Genomic DNA, 17128 nt, shown 5'->3' with positions numbered 1-17128 from the left:
ATCTACTAATCTCAAACACGGGTATCTGACATGACAACACCGATAATTGACCCATCAACACCAAGGCCCGTCTTCAGCAAATGTTTTTTTTCATGTTTAATGGCACCGATATCCGTCAACAGCTGACTTGCTATCTCTTCAATAATATCATCGTTACTTACCGGAGTAAGTAATTCGCCTTGGCGAAGGGAATGTTCACCAATAATCAAATCGACGATCCCTGAGCCTGTTGTGGTGTAACCCAGTTGTCCTTTATAAGCGAGAACAGGAACAGGTTGCTTGTCTGAAAGCATTGCGATTGCTTTGGCTTCTGCTTTATCACTGTTTAACGAACCATTGCCATGAGGAATAATTGCGCATAAGTCACCGAGACCAATATTTGCTTCATCTAATATTTTACTGATTACTTTAATAATATTAGAGCTTAACCAGGCTGAATCATTACTGCGGCTCGCGCTAATTTGCGCATATGCAGATTTGAGCCGCACCCCATCGTTTAATCCTCTGGCCTGCCGATGTTTTTTGCTCTCGAGTAATATGACGCCGAATCCCTCTGAAAATAAAACTGATCTGCTATTTTGACCAAATGGCTGTACTGATTCGCTATCAAGCATTGATTGGTTTTCAAGAAACCAGATATCCTGCGTTTTAATTTTTGAACAATTAATTACGCAAACAAGATCTGCCCCGTCATTATCAATCGCCTGGCAACCAAGATGAACCGCAGTTAATGATGAATTACTTGTGCAATGTAAATTAGGCGGAAGATAGTTTAATCCATATTTATGCGCAATATTATAGGAAAGTTCGTCCTGCGACATATTTTTAGCATGAAGACGACTTATTGATGGTGAACATTTTAGATCCTCAACATCATTATGGTCATAAAAGGATTTATAGTCTATGCCATCAACACGTGGCCCTAACCCGGTTAAATATACCCTTACCCTTTCACCTGTAAGCGCGCTTTTGTCAAGATTAGCCCGTGCCAGTGCATCATCGATTAATCGATATAGTAACGCTAATGGGCTATCATCTCTTTGCTCCAGCTTTGCGACGCGCTTATTCGCTTTAAACCCACATTTCAGCGCTACTTCTTCAGAAGCAAACCAATAAGTTTCATTAACACGCTTACCAGCACGAAGATTATTTATTAATTCACTATAATTTTCAGCAAAGGGTAAATGTAGACTGTAGCCTGCAATGATAGCCGCATTATCCATTGCACTATTCCTTAATAACAAATGCATAATAGTTTCCACCTTCTGTTGCCCCGACCAGCAACACATGCTTAAGCGTTAAATTTTGAGGACTCCGTACGAAGTTTATACGTGAGTCGAAGAACGCTTGCGTATAAGGAATGGCCGGCACTGATTGCTTTTTAATACAATCAATGACAACTAAAAGATTGAGCAACCCGGCCGATGAAGCAACGAACCCGAAATAAGCGTTATAGTTAACGACCGGAACCCGTGGATTCTCTCTCTGGAAGACGCTGTAGATAGCGTCGATTTCAATTTGCGAATTTTCTTTACTGCCATTACTGGTGCCGCAAACCAAATCGATATCTGCTGCACTGACACCGGCATCATCAAGTGCGCGCTCAATTGCCAGAGACATTGCTGACGATTTTTCACTCAATAACGATGCATCAAAGTAGCTATTACTGCTGGATTTACCGTAGCCAGCAATTTCTGCCATCACCTCGGCACCACGCGCAACTGCCGCATCCGGGTCTTCCAGTAATAACATGCACGCACCTTCGCCGGGAATGAATCCCTTTGGCTCCTCGCCATAGATTTGATAATCATTGACATCAGAGGTCATATGGATTTTCTGTGTTAGCGCATCCATATAAAGAGACAGCGAGGGGAAATATTCATCAGCGCCGCCCACTATCACATGAGGTTGCAGGTTTTGCCGGATAATCTCATAACCATAAGTTAATGCGCCGAGCGCCGCATTCTCGCCGGTAGCAAGTGTGGTGGTATAGCCTTTAATGCCTTCAGAAATGCCGCAGAAAGTGGCGATCGAATTCATTAGCGAGCCAGGAAACTCTGAGGTGCTGACTTTCCGCGGATCGGGTTTCAGGCTCTGCAAATATTTATAGGTTGTCTCCTGAGGGCCACGAGACATCCCCATGATCATACCGAGCTCTTCGCCATCACGTTTTATTTTACGTTTCGCCATATTCAACGATTCAGACAGCGCAACAAGCGCAAACGTCCCGCCACGCGTTGCCTTTCGGGCATCAAAACGGCGCAAATGTTTACGCGGCTCCAGCCCCATTATCTGAAAGGTTTTAAAATCCGGCTCCTGTTCCGGAAACGTTCCGGTGCTCATGGCAGCTTCATCGCCAAAAATTTCTTCGAGTTGATTTGTGGCAACCAGCACTCTCAGTAATTCCCGCGCTTCTGCCAGGGTGTCATCAGGAAACGTGACACCACCTAACACGGGTACGTGATTTTTTTGCCAGACATTGTGCAAAATATCATTAACCGTGTGACCAATCGCCGTTACAGCTCCTACGCCAGTAATAGCCACACGCTTACTGTCATATTGACTGACCGGCACTGTCCCTGGTTTTGTACTCACCACCATGCAGCAGTTATTTCCACCAAATGCATAGTTATTTTTCATAAAAATGTTAATTTCTTTTTCTCGAAACTCATTAGCGACATAGTCCAGGTCGCAATTTGGGCGCGCAATTGAGAAGTTGAGAGTCGGTAAAACTTTATTTTCAGGCAGCGTTACCAGACAAGCGATAAGCTCAACAATGCCTGCAGCGCCAATGTTATGGCCGAAATAAGATTTTGTTGAACTGACAAGCAAATGATCGTTATCAGGAAACACTTTCTTCATCGCCAGCGTTTCAATACGGTCATTCGCTTCTGTACCCGTACCGTGTGCATTGACGTAATCAATTTGTTCCGGTTTTACACCAGCATTCTCCATGGCTTTAAGCATGACCTGTACCGCGCCACTAGCTCGCGGGTCCGGACCCGTTTCGTGGTAGGCATCGCAGGAGGTTGCGTAAGAGAGAATTTCACCGTAAATTTTGGCTCCGCGTGCGATGGCATGTTCATAATCCTCCAGTACCATCGCACCAGCACCTTCACCGATAGACATGCCGGACTGACCTGAAAAGGGAGTGCAGGTGCTGGGATGCATCACGTTCAATGCGTAAAACCCAGCAAACGTTGGCAGGTAGATAGGTTCTGTACCGACAGCCAGCATGGTCTTACTCTTACCATTTTGGATATAGTCAAAAGCCATACCGATCGCGTTAGGGCTGGCTGTACAGGCCGTTGCCACCAACTCCCCGCCACCTTTGAGACCTAAGAGTGTCGAAACACTTGAGCAGCAGGAAGAAAATCCCCCCGAATAAATAGCCTTGCGGAGCGAGAAATCATCCATTCTCTGCTCAAAAATTGGCAGAAACGCTTCAGTTCCGGCGGAAGAAACGCCGACAATTAATCCTGTATCATCAAGGCAGGCTTTATTACCAATAAGCCCGGCCTGAGTCAGCGCATCCTTGCCCACTTTGTATGCCCATAATGCAGCGTTATCCAAAGAGTGGATAATATTTTCAGGGAGCTCTGAATAATCTATTTCCTGAAGGACTTCAGCTGCACGGGCATTTTCAAACCACGTTGCAAACCGCTCACTGTTGCCGACACCATTTTTTTTATCAAAGAGCGCCTGTTTAAAATCTTCAATAGTTTCGGCCAGGGATGACAAAATCCCCATACCTGTAATTACAACGCGTTTCCTGTTCGTTTTCACCGTTATCCCCCGGAGTAGAAAATCCTTGTATTCATAATAAATAACCAAAGTAAAGCGACATATTTATACCTGTCGCCTTACTTTCGTTTTAATTATTAGAATTACACAATTCGCTTTGACTTTGACGGATCAATAAAACTATGTTCAGCCGGATTGATGAGCATACTTAAGTTATATAAAAAAGGGACGCTTTTTGTTCTCGCTGGAATATGTTTTTCTGCCGTTAAAATTTCAAACCCTGGGAGATCCGCTAAAGCATAATCATTGTCAATCAAAGCCAGCGCGATAAAAGATTGTAACGCAGGGGAAAAAGCGGATTTTACAATAACACCAACCTCTTTCCCCTCTACTAAAACTTTATCATCAGAATTAATTCCACTGCACTCTGCAGTCGGGAGCATACCAATGAGTTTACGCTCAGCCAGATTATGGGACTGTGGCTCAATCACTGACTTGCCAATAAAATTTTCTTTATCGTATTGAATTGCCCACTGCATTTGCAACTCAATCGGGTTTTGGCTATAGACGGAAAAAATATTTTCATCCCACCCGGTATTCTCAAGACGAACAATATCCTGGTATTGGATGCCACCTGTTTTTAATTCGTATTTTTCACCAATTGAAAGGATGGTTTCCCATAATTTTACCAGGGAAGACTCCTCCCCAATGGCCATATATGCAAATTCGCCATGCTTCCCACAGCGGAAAATGATCAGGTCATCGGCCTCATTAATGTACTCAAAGTAAGGTAAGCCAATAATGTCGTAGCCATATATTTCTGACATAACTTCCCAGGAGTAAGGCCCTTCCAGCATAATAGCGCCCCAACCGCTATCTGCCATAGACTTAATCTCCGGGCGTTCAACAATATCGAGTGCTTCATCGCTCTCTAAAATTGATGTAAGGCGCTCAATTAACTCCGGTGCCGGGATGTTTTCTGAAAGGATGTAATAACCGTCCGGGGTACAGAGAACATATATGTCCCCGCGGATGGTACCATCCTCATTTAATACCAACGAATAGATACCTTGCTCATCGCGAATAATTGAGATATCAGCTGAGGCCATATGATTTACCAAAGCCCATGCATCATCTCCCATTACGCTAACGATAGCCATATGAGAATAATCGACAAGCAGTGCATTTTCTCTGACTGCTTTATATTCAATGGCGAGATCATGATATGCTACAGGAACTGTGCGCTTATTATAAATGCCCATCCTGGCATTGTTTTCCAAATGCAAGTCATTAAGAGACTTCATAAAACCTCTTCAGGTAAATTGTTCAAAAAGTCAGGCACGTTTTTTTGTAATAACAAATGTTGCCAAATTATTAATGCTACGCATATAAGAAGGATCGTCTCCTTCACTTACTTGTATATCAAAGACCTTATCAAGCAAAACAATAATTTCGGTCGCGTCTACTGAATCCAACTTTAAGCCGTTACCAAATAATGGCGTATCGTCATCAATTTGCGTTTCATCTCGTTGAATATTTAATCGCTGGATGATTTCCGTTTTAATTGTGAAAAGTACATCTTTACGCTCCTGGATATTATCATGCATAGTTGTCATTGCTTATGTTCCATTAATGGTATATTTCGCTTCACGGTAGTTAATTATTGTTCCTTGGCTAATCAATTTTTTACCAACGTTAGCCGTCACGGAATAGTGCATAAACCCAGTTGGATCTGAAAACGCCAACTTGCTTGTAACCTCAATCGTATCGCCTGGATAAGCAATATCTTTAAACTTTAAATTCTGTGCTGCTAATACGCCGCGCACTTGTGAGCGCCTTGCCCTAATAATATCCAACAATTCTTGCTGATGGATCTTCGCATAAATATCTCGTAAGTTTTTCAATTCGATGCCAAACTTTTCAAAATAAATATCGCATACATCAGTAATAAATGAAAAATACTCACTTGCCTGACCAAATATCTCTGCAATGAGAACACCGGGCATGATAGGGTCATCAGGAAAGTGGCCAAGTAAATAGGGTTCGTTATATGTAATATGTTTTACGATCTGCACATACCCATTTTCCCCATATTTATAATCATCTATTCTGTCGACCATTAGTAAGGGCTGTCGCCATCCGCCCATCTCAAGAAAAATTTTAGAAGGAATAGAATATCTGGACATAAATCACCGCATTACCAGACCGCCATCGATCACGATGGTCTGGCCAACAATATAACTGGCGGCAGAAGAACTTAAAAAAACAATTGTATTCGCCACTTCCTGACACTTTCCCAGACGCTTCAAAGGGATTGAGTTCGTTACCTCGCGCACTACAGTACGAGAAACTTTCTTTACCATCCTCGATTCAATCATTCCAGGAGCAACAGCATTCACTCGCACACCCCGAGGAGCTAATTCTGCGGCTAATGTTCTGGTAAAACCGAGCAAAGCGCCTTTTGAAGCACTGTAATTAACCTGGCCTATACTTGGAATTACTGCTGCTATAGAAGAAACATTGATAATCGCTGGAGTTTCAGAACATCGCAGCAGCATTAAAGCTTCCTTCGTTAATCTGAAAGTGCTCAGCATATTTGTATCAATAACAGTACTAAAATCCTCAAAAGTCATTGAGGCAAAAAGACTGTCTTTAACAATGCCTGCGTTATTCACTAATACATCAATCTTTGTGACTTTAGCATTCAAATATTCCATCAATATAGCCACCTTTTCAGAATCAGCTATATCACATTGCAATATATTTAATCTTTGCCCTGCGGTGTTAGTTTCTTTTAAATCGTCTAAACGATCCGCATTTGTATTATACAATGCATAAACTTCACAACCTTGTTCCAGAAATTTTTCGCAGATGGCAATGCCGATGTCGCCACTGGCTCCTGATATTAAAACTGTTTTGCCTTTTAGATCATTATATTTATACATTTCCATTACACGCCATTGAGTTAACAAGAGATACTGCTACGGCATGAGTGCGACAATGCGATATGCTAAGTGACACATTAATAACACCGTTTTCCTTTATTACCTCACCCAATCTTCCAGTAAATAAAAAAGAGGGGCAGCCAAATTCATCATGATTTATCTCAATATCTTTAAAGCACACCCCATTCCGAAACCCACAACCAAGCGCTTTAACAATTGATTCTTTAGCGGCCCAAAATCCGGTTGCCCTTTCAAAATCCGGTTCATTTGCATTAATTTTCATTATCTCTTTTTTTGTAAATACGCGTTGTAAAAAAAACTTGCCGCCATTGTTAATCGCGTTGGTGATCCGTTCCACTTCAACGATATCAGTACCGATACTTATCCCTAAATTTATCATAAGATTACAGTTGATAAGTTACATTAAAATTAGATATAAATTGATCTTCAACCAGACCAGTCGGGTACATTAAAGGAACTGAAAAAGAGATATCATATCCGAGTGATTTAACAGTTCCTTTAACCCCAAGAGTTGTTCCAACTATCCTTTTCCCATCAAAAGTATTTTGTGGGTATATTTCATCAGAAATCTGACCATAATCCGCGCCTATATATAACTCAGAGCTGTAATTCCCAAAAAGGAAATGTAATGTATTCTGAATATAGTACCCTTTATTGCCATCTAATCCTGTGCTGGTTTCAAACCCTCTAACGTTCCAACGATTACCTATTGTAAATTGATCTTGTAATGTTAACGGTGCTGGCGAAAATTGAGCACCCACATTCAATTCATAATAATAGTGTAAATACTCACCGTTGAACCATTTCACATAATTTGTAGTCAGATTAAAAAGTTGGCTTTCCGTACTCACGTCCCCTGACACCATATCCGGCGTTTTTTCACCACCCAGCCAAGTCATAAAACGTTGCCAGCTAATGGAGGATTCTAGTGTCGCATCCTGGAAATTTTTTTTAAAAGTTAGTCCAAGGCGCAGATTGCTCATATCTCGTTCTTGCAGTGCTAAATCTACGCCACCTAATTGATAGGTAGATTTACGCCTTAATAATTCTATATTCCCTGTTATTTTTTTATCCATGTTGCGAAAAAGAGTTCGGGTTCCTTTCAAACTAAGGTATTGATTTTTTCCTTCATAGTCTAAATCCCAATAACTCAGCCCAACACGCTGGCGAGACATACTGCTACTGTAGAAAAGTTCATAATCCCAAAAACCTACTGGTAAGCTATAAAAAGCACTGATGCTTTTATATTGACCTGTTGTACTGCTGGTACCAGCCAAATAGAAAAGATCGCCAAGCTTTGCAGAGTTGTACAAATAGCCTGAAATACCAGTAAGCATCTTTCCTGTGCTTCTGTCGCCCCAGTCATTGTATGTCGATCTGATATTCCATAATTTTTTACGATTAGTATTGATAACAATATCGCTACGGCCGTAGCGACTTCCAGGCACGATATTAATCTTTACATCAACGCCAGGCACCTTCTGTAAGTTCTCCAGCCCTTGTTCAATATCTCGCAGATTAAGAATATCACCTGATGTAAAAGGCAGGATCCAACTTCTGATATCGTCATTTTCAATGATCACTTTATCGATCCTTCCTGCTAAAATTTTCAGCTGTAATTTTTTTGCCTTTAAATTTTGTACAGGGATATCCACTCGTGTTGTTACATATCCAGCCTTTATATAATAATCCTGCAAATAGGTCGCAATATACTCAATACCTTTCGTCCCAAGACAACTGTTAGAGACCTCATCTTTTATATTTCGAATGGTTTTATTATCCAAAAATTCGTTTTCTAAGATAAGTTCTGATATAGGGTAACAGCCTTTTTCAGAGGGTAATTCAAATTCGATAATGTTTTTGTCTTTAAGCTTAGAGAAAACATCTTTTTTATCAATCTGATTTTCCTGGGCGATGTTATTATCATTTTTTTTCTGATCTTTGGCTAGTCGTTCCAGCTGAGTATCAGCATGTGCACGAATACTACATAGCAAAATGAAAGCTAAAAAGTAAAATTTGATTTTCATTACCTCTAGAAAATTAAAACTACAAGAACGGCTAACACGTATAATTATCTTCACAACAACAGCCAAAACAACTTAATTATTCTTAAAGATCAAAAAAGAACATTCGTTAAAAATAAAATATTTTTAACGTGGCGACATTATTGACACAATGTATAATCATTAATTATGTTTTGAATTAATTAACCCTTAATATCATCAAGAACATCATTAATGCCTTCAACAACCAGTTTCGTTTCTAATATAACGCTAAAAAACCTCTTCCGTAGCGGCTTTCCCCGTCTGCCTTAAGCACCACATTATGAATCGCTACTCCATTAGCATCAAAAAATCATATATCGTATAAATATATATTCTCACCAAGAAAATGTATTACCCCCTCATTATCTTAAATGGGACCTTAAATCAACAAAGGTTAATTTAAGATATATAACAACCAACAACCAAAGATGCATCCATCTAAATATCAAGCATTTTTTAATGTAAGCATCAATAGCACCCATTATTATTCAACCTAAGCTAAAATTCGCAAGAAGGCGGCATTAATTGTTGCAAAAAACATAGCAATACATCTATTGTTGTGCTGAAATTAATAACATAACATTTTAACCTATTACATACATCGCTAATAAAGGACTCAGCCTCTGGCTGCTATTGGAATATATATGTACTGGATTATCAACGACAACATAGAATTCAGACCGGGAATGAAAAGACTGTCATCGGTAAATAATCCCGAAATGAACGTTACTCTAACCTCCCCAGCCAGCCGTTGCCTTCTCTTACTGCTTGAAGCATCTCCGGATATTGTGCTGCAACAAGATTTTTTTAAGAAAGTTTGGGAAGAGGAAGGAATGTTAGTTCCAACGAATACGCTCTATCAGAATATATCTATTGTTCGTCGTGGGCTGCGTGCCGTAGGTGAAACAGACAGAAGACTTATTGCAACCATTCCCCGGAAAGGTTTTCAGATAGATGACAGCGTAAAAATCTCCAGACGAAACGATAACGAACCTGCTACACCTTTTGCTATTTCTACTGCCAATTATCAAACAACTCACAACATTCCTGAAGAGCTTGATTATCCAAAGGATGATGTACTGAATGAGCAAGATCTTCATGCTGAGACAGACACTCATGCAATTAAGAAAAAGAAGTCGTTTGCAACCTCGAATGGACTTTTTGCTGCTTCAGCCTCATTTATCGCAGGCCTGCTCGTCGTTTACCTGACATGGAACATTAGTAACGATGCTGCTTTTTTTGAAAGTTATACGTTCATTGAAAAGGAAGATGGTTGCCATTTTTACACTAAAGATGATAGCCATGATAACAATGAATATTACATGAAATATAAATCTCTTATTAAAGACTCTGGTTTGAATTGTAAAAATTACCCCTGGGTCTATTTCCCAACTTCACCTACCTCGCCATCTCTCGCTGCTTTAGTCTGCAAGAATAAATTTTCGACAACATCATCACCAGGGTGCATTTCACTTTTAATCAGGGGAGTAAACGGTGACTAAAAAAGCAATATTCTTTCTAAGCCTGTTTTTTATAAGTGTAGGGATTGTAGCGGGATGTTTTTATTACTCATTGCTTATAAAAAACAGAAGTGCTGAAAGTTGCAGTGCTTCCATGATCGTTTTTCATAAAGAAACACAAGCCAACATTACTTTCGATTTTATGTACAATAAAGAGAAAAGAAATGGCATCGTTTCAGTAAGCGGAAGTTACCTTGAAAACTCTCACCCAGAAGGAACCATACGCAGAGATATATCCTTTACCTGGACCGAAAATCACGGTACCTATAATTTTCTGTCATCCGGGATAAACAAAATCGATAGTTTAGAAACCTTACCGGATAAAGTCATCGCTACTGTTTTGCCCGGTTTTTACGTTTATCCTGATAAAAGTATCACCTATTCAATCCATCCCCAGGGATCGCAAGGATTCCTTTTCACCATTGGAAAACGGCCGCTTTTCTTTTGCAGCCGTTAGACGCGGTTAGTGAGTGTCATCAAATTTGCATGATGGGGACGACCAAACCAGTCCTCCCCTGCTTCTACTTTGAATAAAAACGGCAGAACTGATTGAGCGTCAATGGAATTCACGCATTACTCTATCCACGAACTTAGAGTAAGTGCTGAATGCAACCAGCGTTGATTTTCTCGAAATAAAAAAGCCCCAGCTTACGAAGTAAGCTGGGGCTTTATATTTGGCGGAAGCGCAGAGATTCGAACTCTGGAACCCTTTCGGGTCGCCGGTTTTCAAGACCGGTGCCTTCAACCGCTCGGCCACACTTCCGGTGTGAGGCGCACTATAAACATCCTCGAGTCTCATGTAAAGCCCGGGAATGTTTGTTTGCCTGAAAAACCATCAAAACCACGCTGTTAGATTGAAATACCAGCACAATGATCGTTTATTCAGCGCATCTCAGATCAGTGTTGCTTAATGTATAAATCTTTTGTCAGGTATACACCCAGGCTATCGGGCGCAAACCCGCCAACCCAAGGCTTCACCAGATGTGTACGAACATAGTGGTAAACCGGGATAGCGGGAACGTCCTCGCCAAGTATGTCTTCTGCTTGCTGGTAATATTTACCACGTTCGGCAATATCCTTCGCTTTCGCTGCACTCTTCAGTGCTTCGTCATACACCGGATTGCTATATTTACTCGTGTTTTCACTGTCGCCGGTACGGAAATTATTGAGGAAAGTGGCGGCATCAGCATAGTCTGCAATCCATGCATACCGTACCACATCGAAATTACCCGTATGCATGGTATCAAGCATGGTTTTCCACTCCTGATTTTGTAGCTTTGCATTAACACCAAGATTTTTCTGCCACATTGAACTGGCTGCAATCGCGATCCGCTGATGTGTTTCCATCGTGTTATACAGAAGGCTGAAGCTCAATGGGTGCTCATCAGTGAAACCAGCTTCATTGAGGAGTTTTTTCGCTTCAGCGAGTCGTTTTTCCCTCGGCCATGACGCGTAATCTGGTGAAGCTATTTTCACACCACCAATTTCCGGCTGGCTAACTACCCATGCAGGACGCTGCCCCTGTGCCATTACCTTATCCGCGATGACATCTTTATCCAGAGCCATATTGAGTGCGCGACGTACTCGAGGATCGTTAAATGGCGGCTTAGTGGTATTAAACTCGTAATAATAGGTCGCCAGTTGCGGAGCGACATGCACCTGATCGCCTAACGTTTTCTTTAACTGCGCAAACTGGTTCACAGGAATGGTGTATGTGATATCAATCTCGCCAGCTTTATAACGGTTAATGTCCGCCGTTTCGGCATTGATAGGAAGATAAGTGACTTTATTAATCACTGTCGCTTTATTATCCCAGTAACGAGTATTGCGCTGAGCGACAATGCGTTCATTAACGACCCAATCGGTAATCTTATAGGCACCGCTCGTTACTATATGTTCCGGCTTTGTCCATTTATCACCAAATCGATTGATCAACACGCTGTCTACCGGAACCAAAGATGGGTGCGCCAGCATCGGCAGAAAGGATGCCGTGGGTTGCGTCAACGTGACTTCCAGTGTTGAATCATCTAGCGCCTTCACCCCAAGCGTGTCAGGTGTTTTTTTACCTTGAGCGATATCAGCAGCATTAACGATATGCATATTTCCAGGATAGCTGGCATAGGGGGATGCCGTTTTCGGATCGACTAAACGTTGCCAGCTCCAGACCACATCTTTTGCCGTGATCGCCGTACCATCCGACCATGTGATCCCCGGGCGTAAGTGGAAAATCCATACCGTGTTGTCTTTGTTTTCCCATTTTTCCGCCAACCGGGGTTCAATGGTTCCATCTGCCTTAACTGCGACCAACCCGTCGAAAATATCGCTAATAATGTTGAACTCGACGTCACTTTCCACTTTATGTGGATCCAGCGATGCAGGCTCGCTGCCATTGTTACGCACCAACTCCTGTTTTTCAGCAAGCGTTGTTCCTGCCGGTACCGTAGCTGCAAACGCGCCAGAACATGCGCTCAGAATGCCGATAGTTAATAATGAAAGTGCAATGTGGTTACGTGTTTGTGGTTTCATGTCCTTTCGCCTTAGTAATGTACATTGTCACGACGCGATTACACTCTTAGCGCCCCAATAGTTATATAGCAATAGATTTCAGTGACATATAAGACACCAATATGGATCTGTCTCACATTTATCCCTTTATGCTGAGTAACGCGCATTTCTGCGCACGAAACACTGTGTCAGCACCGCGGCATTATGAGTAAAGATGGGTAAAACAACTTTGTCAGCAAGCGAGACTTTTTTAGACTCTGCAATCAATTACATCTGTCATAAGAGAGTGACTCATGGATCGTATTATTACTTCATCGCGTGACCGTACTTCCCTGCTAAGTACGCACAAAGTCCTGCGTAACACCTATTTCCTTTTAAGCTTAACGCTGGCGTTTTCCGCAATTACGGCGACCGCCAGTACCGTATTAATGTTGCCTTCTCCGGGCCTGATCCTGACGCTGGTTGGGATGTACGGTTTAATGTTCCTGACCTATAAACTGGCGAACAAACCAACCGGTATCCTGGCTGCGTTCGCGTTCACTGGTTTCCTCGGTTATATCCTGGGGCCAATGCTTAATGCTTATCTCTCAGCAGGGATGGGAGATCTTATTGGCCTGGCACTCGGTGGCACCGCATTGGTCTTTTTCTGCTGTTCCGCCTACGTGTTAACGACACGCAAGGATATGTCTTTCCTCGGCGGCATGCTGATGGCGGGCGTGGTGGTGGTGCTGATCGGGATGGTCGCGAATATTTTCTTGCAGTTGCCAGCGTTGCATCTGGCTATCAGCGCCGTATTCATCCTGATTTCAAGTGGCGCTATCCTGTATGAAACCAGCAATATCATCCACGGTGGTGAAACCAACTACATCCGCGCCACAGTCAGTCTGTATGTGTCGCTGTACAACATCTTTGTCAGCCTGTTGAGTATTCTGGGTTTCGCTAACCGCGATTAAACAAGCCTGATTCCTCATTAGCCCCGCTTATGCGGGGCTTTGTTTTTTGCTACACTCCCGCCGTTGTTGACTAACGCTGCTAAAAATTATGTTGATCTTTGAAGGTAAAGAAATCGAAACCGATAGCGAAGGCTATCTAAAAGACACTACGCTGTGGAGCGAAACCTTAGCGTCTATCATCGCTGAGAAAGAGAACATAACGCTCTCTCCTGAGCACTGGGAAGTGGTGCGCTTTGTGCGTGAATTTTACCTGGAATTCAATACTTCTCCCGCTATTCGCATGCTTGTAAAAGCGATGGCGAATAAATTTGGCGAAGAGAAAGGCAATAGTCGCTATTTGTACCGCCTGTTTCCCAAAGGGCCAGCTAAACAGGCGACAAAGATCGCTGGTTTGCCAAAACCGGTAAAGTGCATCTAATAGCGTATGCTGAAGTTTGTCCATTCCCTGCCGGGCTGATGCGGTTCGGCAAGAACTCTCTCAACCCGGGCGCTACGCGGTCCCCCTGCTTTCAGCCACGCAATCAGCTGATTCACTGCGTGCTCGTCGCCGCAGGCAACCACTTCGACGCTGCCATCATCAAGGTTACGTGCATACCCCGTCACACCGAGCTTCTGTGCTTCGTGCTGCGTGCTATAGCGAAACCCGACGCCCTGCACCATTCCGTGTACCCAGGCGATTGTGCAGACATGTGCCATCTTTCCCCCCCTTCTACTCAGGCTCGTTGCATTTGTCCTGTGAACCCGTGACAATAGCGCCCATTTTCTTCAGTTTATAGAATAGCCGAATATGAGTGTACGTTTAGTGTTAGCCAAAGGGCGCGAGAAATCATTGCTGCGCCGTCATCCCTGGATTTTCTCCGGCGCTGTCGCGCGAATGGAAGGCAAAGCCAGCCTCGGTGAAACGGTTGATATTGTCGATCATCAGGGTGAGTGGCTGGCGCGTGGAGCATTATCTCCTGCATCGCAGATTCGTGCTCGCGTCTGGACTTTCGATAAAAATGAAAGCATTGATATCGCGTTTTTCACCCGCCGCCTACAACAAGCACAGCAGTGGCGAGATTGGCTGGCGCAACGCGATGGTTTGGACAGCTATCGCCTGATTGCTGGCGAATCAGACGGCTTACCCGGCGTAACCATCGATCGTTTCGGTGATTTTCTTGTTCTTCAACTTCTTAGCGCAGGTGCGGAATATCAGCGTCCAGCCATTATCTCGGCGCTCCAGTCTCTCTATCCACAATGCGCGATTTACGATCGCAGCGATGTTGCTGTGCGCAAAAAAGAGGGGCTGGAACTCGCGCAAGGACTGGTGGTTGGCGAACTGCCGCCCGCATTGTTGCCGATTAAAGAGCACGGCATGAAGCTGTTTGTTGATATTCAGGGCGGGCATAAAACCGGTTACTACCTCGATCAGCGCGACAGCCGGCTGGCAACACGTCGCTACGTGGCAGACAAGCGCGTATTAAACTGCTTCTCCTATACCGGCGGCTTTGCCGTTTCCGCGCTGATGGGCGGATGCCGCCAGGTCGTCAGTGTAGATACCTCTCAGGAAGCGCTGGATGTCGCGAAACAGAACATTACGCTGAACGAGCTGGATTTAAGCAAAGCAGAATTTGTTCGCGACGATGTATTCAAACTGCTGCGCAAATATCGCGATCAGGGCGAAACTTTCGATGTCATCGTGATGGACCCGCCAAAGTTCGTGGAAAACAAAAGCCAGTTGATGGGCGCCTGTCGCGGTTATAAAGACATAAACATGCTGGCGATCCAGCTCCTGAATCCCGGCGGTGTACTGCTCACTTTCTCCTGTTCCGGTTTGATGACCACAGATTTATTTCAGAAAATTATTGCTGACGCCGCAATAGATGCTGGTCGTGATGTACAATTTATAGAACAGTTCCGTCAGGCCGCCGATCATCCTGTGATCGCTACCTACCCGGAAGGGCTGTATCTGAAAGGGTTTGCCTGCCGCGTCATGTAACTTGAAATTTGGAACTGCGCCCGCATATCTGCGGGTATGTAAGGTTCCCGGGAGGTGACAATGATTGCCAGCAAATTCGGTATCGGTCAGCAAGTTCGCCACTCACTGCTGGGGTATCTTGGCGTAGTGGTCGATATCGATCCTGAGTATTCACTGGACGAGCCGTCAGCAGATGAACTGGCGGTGAACGACGAACTCCGCGCGCTGCCCTGGTATCATGTCGTAATGGAAGATGATGATGGCCAACCAGTGCACACATACCTGGCAGAAGCACAGCTGACAAGCGAAATTACGGATGAACATCCGGAGCAGCCATCCATGGATGAACTGGCGCGCACCATTCGCCGACAGCTCCAGGCTCCGCGCCTGCGCAACTAAAAATACCCCGCCAGATGCGGGGTATTTTTTATTTCGCCAGACCGAGCCGCGGGATCTCAATCGCCGGGCAGCGATCCATCACTACATTTAACCCCGCCTCACGCGCCAGCACGGCCGCTTGTTCATTAATCACCCCTAATTGCATCCAAAGCGTTTTCGCTCCGATGGCAATCGCCTCCTGTGCAACCCCCCACGCCGCTTCCGAATTACGAAAAACATCCACCATGTCGATTTTTTCTGGCACATCGGCAAGTGTTGCATAGCCCTGCTGCCCAAGAAGGGTAGTCCCTGCTACTTTCGGCGAGACGGGAATCACATGATAACCCTGGTCCAACAAATACTTCATCACGCGATAACTTGGTCGATCGGGTTTATCACTCGCACCAACCAGCGCAATAGTTTGGGTCGACTGTAAAATATCGGCAATATCGGTTTCTTTCATGTTTTCCTCCCGGCGATGTCACCAAAGTGTAAATCAAACAGACCCACCCGACCATTTTCGGATTTTTTTATTCACTTCTCTTGCAGCATCAGACGCTTCCAGTAATCTGTAGCGAAAACCACTGACGGAAGCGGATTATGGAATCAACCACTCGCACCTTACCCGTGCGCAAAAATATTGCACTGGTCGCACACGATCACTGCAAGCAATCATTAATGAAATGGGTAGAACGCCACCAGCCAATACTGGCCAAACATGAGCTATATGCGACTGGTACAACCGGGAATTTGATTCAGCGAGCAACCGGTCTTGAAGTCAACGCGATGCTGAGTGGCCCAATGGGCGGCGACCAGCAAGTCGGCGCGTTGATTTCAGAAGGCAAAATCGACGTACTGATTTTCTTCTGGGACCCGCTTAATGCTGTCCCGCACGATCCTGACGTAAAAGCCCTCTTACGTCTTGCAACGGTGTGGAATATTCCGGTTGCGACCAATTTATCTACCGCTGATTTTATTATCGAATCGCCGCAGTTCAATAACAGCGTCGACATCCTCATTCCGGACTACCAACGTTACCTCGCTGAGCGTCTGAAATAAG

Annotated in this window: 18 protein-coding genes and 1 tRNA gene; 7 read left to right on the top strand and 12 right to left on the bottom strand. The window is 43.9% G+C overall.

Annotated features, from left to right (window positions below; genetic code table 11):
* Positions 1-11: 11 nt before the first annotated feature.
* From H650_RS22455 to H650_RS22420, 8 genes are all read right to left on the bottom strand, one after another.
* Entirely contained in the window at positions 12-1223 is a 1212-nt protein-coding gene (locus H650_RS22455; protein WP_020457292.1) for a beta-ketoacyl synthase N-terminal-like domain-containing protein, read from the bottom strand.
* A gap of 4 nt (positions 1224-1227) precedes the next feature.
* Positions 1228-3786, bottom strand: coding sequence for a beta-ketoacyl-[acyl-carrier-protein] synthase family protein (locus H650_RS22450; protein WP_071925273.1), 2559 nt, complete (start codon positions 3784-3786; stop codon positions 1228-1230).
* A gap of 101 nt (positions 3787-3887) precedes the next feature.
* Positions 3888-5048, bottom strand: a complete 1161-nt coding sequence (locus H650_RS22445) for an aminomethyl transferase family protein (RefSeq protein ID WP_044489608.1) — start codon at positions 5046-5048, stop codon at positions 3888-3890.
* A 30-nt stretch (positions 5049-5078) separates the two neighbouring features.
* Entirely contained in the window at positions 5079-5360 is a 282-nt protein-coding gene (locus H650_RS22440; protein WP_020457289.1) for an acyl carrier protein, read from the bottom strand.
* Positions 5361-5363: 3 nt separating this feature from the next.
* Positions 5364-5930, bottom strand: coding sequence for a hotdog family protein (locus H650_RS22435; RefSeq protein ID WP_020457288.1), 567 nt, complete (start codon positions 5928-5930; stop codon positions 5364-5366).
* Positions 5931-5933: 3 nt separating this feature from the next.
* Complete coding sequence (locus H650_RS22430; protein ID WP_044489825.1) at positions 5934-6689, bottom strand: SDR family oxidoreductase; 756 nt, start codon at positions 6687-6689, stop codon at positions 5934-5936.
* On the bottom strand, positions 6682-7074 hold the full coding sequence (gene acpS, locus H650_RS22425) for a holo-ACP synthase (RefSeq protein WP_044489824.1): 393 nt from the start codon (positions 7072-7074) through the stop codon (positions 6682-6684). Before acpS ends, H650_RS22430 begins: the two co-directional genes overlap by 8 nt.
* A 19-nt stretch (positions 7075-7093) precedes the next feature.
* Entirely contained in the window at positions 7094-8737 is a 1644-nt protein-coding gene (locus H650_RS22420) for a ShlB/FhaC/HecB family hemolysin secretion/activation protein (RefSeq protein ID WP_020457285.1), read from the bottom strand.
* 662 nt (positions 8738-9399) lie between these two features.
* On the opposite strand from H650_RS22420, the gene H650_RS22415 reads away from it, so the two are divergent.
* Positions 9400-10257 (top strand): winged helix-turn-helix domain-containing protein, encoded by an 858-nt coding sequence (locus tag H650_RS22415; RefSeq protein ID WP_020457284.1) that lies wholly within the window; start codon positions 9400-9402, stop codon positions 10255-10257.
* Positions 10250-10732, top strand: coding sequence for a YqeJ family protein (locus tag H650_RS24965; protein WP_020457283.1), 483 nt, complete (start codon positions 10250-10252; stop codon positions 10730-10732). The genes H650_RS22415 and H650_RS24965 overlap by 8 nt, the downstream gene beginning before the upstream one ends.
* A gap of 218 nt (positions 10733-10950) precedes the next feature.
* On the opposite strand, the gene H650_RS22410 is transcribed toward H650_RS24965, so the two are convergent.
* Both H650_RS22410 and H650_RS22405 read right to left on the bottom strand, forming a co-directional pair.
* Positions 10951-11038: transfer RNA gene (locus H650_RS22410), tRNA-Ser, on the bottom strand.
* A gap of 134 nt (positions 11039-11172) precedes the next feature.
* On the bottom strand, positions 11173-12801 hold the full coding sequence (locus H650_RS22405; RefSeq protein ID WP_020457282.1) for an ABC transporter substrate-binding protein: 1629 nt from the start codon (positions 12799-12801) through the stop codon (positions 11173-11175).
* Positions 12802-13073: 272 nt separating this feature from the next.
* Here H650_RS22405 and yccA point away from each other — a divergent pair, with 272 nt between their 5' ends.
* Together yccA and tusE are read left to right on the top strand one after the other, a co-directional pair.
* Positions 13074-13733 (top strand): FtsH protease modulator YccA, encoded by a 660-nt coding sequence (gene yccA / locus H650_RS22400; RefSeq protein ID WP_020457281.1) that lies wholly within the window; start codon positions 13074-13076, stop codon positions 13731-13733.
* Positions 13734-13821: 88 nt separating this feature from the next.
* A complete protein-coding gene (gene tusE / locus H650_RS22395; protein ID WP_020457280.1) occupies positions 13822-14151 on the top strand; it encodes a sulfurtransferase TusE in 330 nt (109 codons plus the stop codon).
* Here the strand turns inward: tusE and yccX are convergent.
* Positions 14148-14429, bottom strand: coding sequence for an acylphosphatase (yccX, locus tag H650_RS22390; RefSeq protein WP_020457279.1), 282 nt, complete (start codon positions 14427-14429; stop codon positions 14148-14150). The genes tusE and yccX overlap by 4 nt on opposite strands.
* A gap of 91 nt (positions 14430-14520) precedes the next feature.
* On the opposite strand from yccX, the gene rlmI reads away from it, so the two are divergent.
* Positions 14521-15711: a 23S rRNA (cytosine(1962)-C(5))-methyltransferase RlmI gene (rlmI, locus tag H650_RS22385; protein WP_020457278.1), complete on the top strand. Its 1191-nt coding sequence runs from the start codon at positions 14521-14523 to the stop codon at positions 15709-15711.
* Between the two features lie 60 nt (positions 15712-15771).
* Complete coding sequence (gene hspQ / locus H650_RS22380; protein ID WP_017456235.1) at positions 15772-16089, top strand: heat shock protein HspQ; 318 nt, start codon at positions 15772-15774, stop codon at positions 16087-16089.
* 28 nt (positions 16090-16117) lie between these two features.
* On the opposite strand, the gene H650_RS22375 is transcribed toward hspQ, so the two are convergent.
* A complete protein-coding gene (locus H650_RS22375) occupies positions 16118-16531 on the bottom strand; it encodes a CoA-binding protein (RefSeq protein WP_020457277.1) in 414 nt (137 codons plus the stop codon).
* Positions 16532-16668: 137 nt separating this feature from the next.
* On the opposite strand from H650_RS22375, the gene mgsA reads away from it, so the two are divergent.
* Positions 16669-17127, top strand: coding sequence for a methylglyoxal synthase (mgsA, locus tag H650_RS22370; protein ID WP_020457276.1), 459 nt, complete (start codon positions 16669-16671; stop codon positions 17125-17127).
* Position 17128 lies beyond the last annotated feature (1 nt).

Source organism: Enterobacter sp. R4-368 (assembly GCF_000410515.1).
Classification (GTDB): Bacteria; Pseudomonadota; Gammaproteobacteria; order Enterobacterales; family Enterobacteriaceae; genus Kosakonia.
Note: the sequence above shows the minus strand (reverse complement) of the source record. Positions and strands in the feature narration are given on the sequence as shown.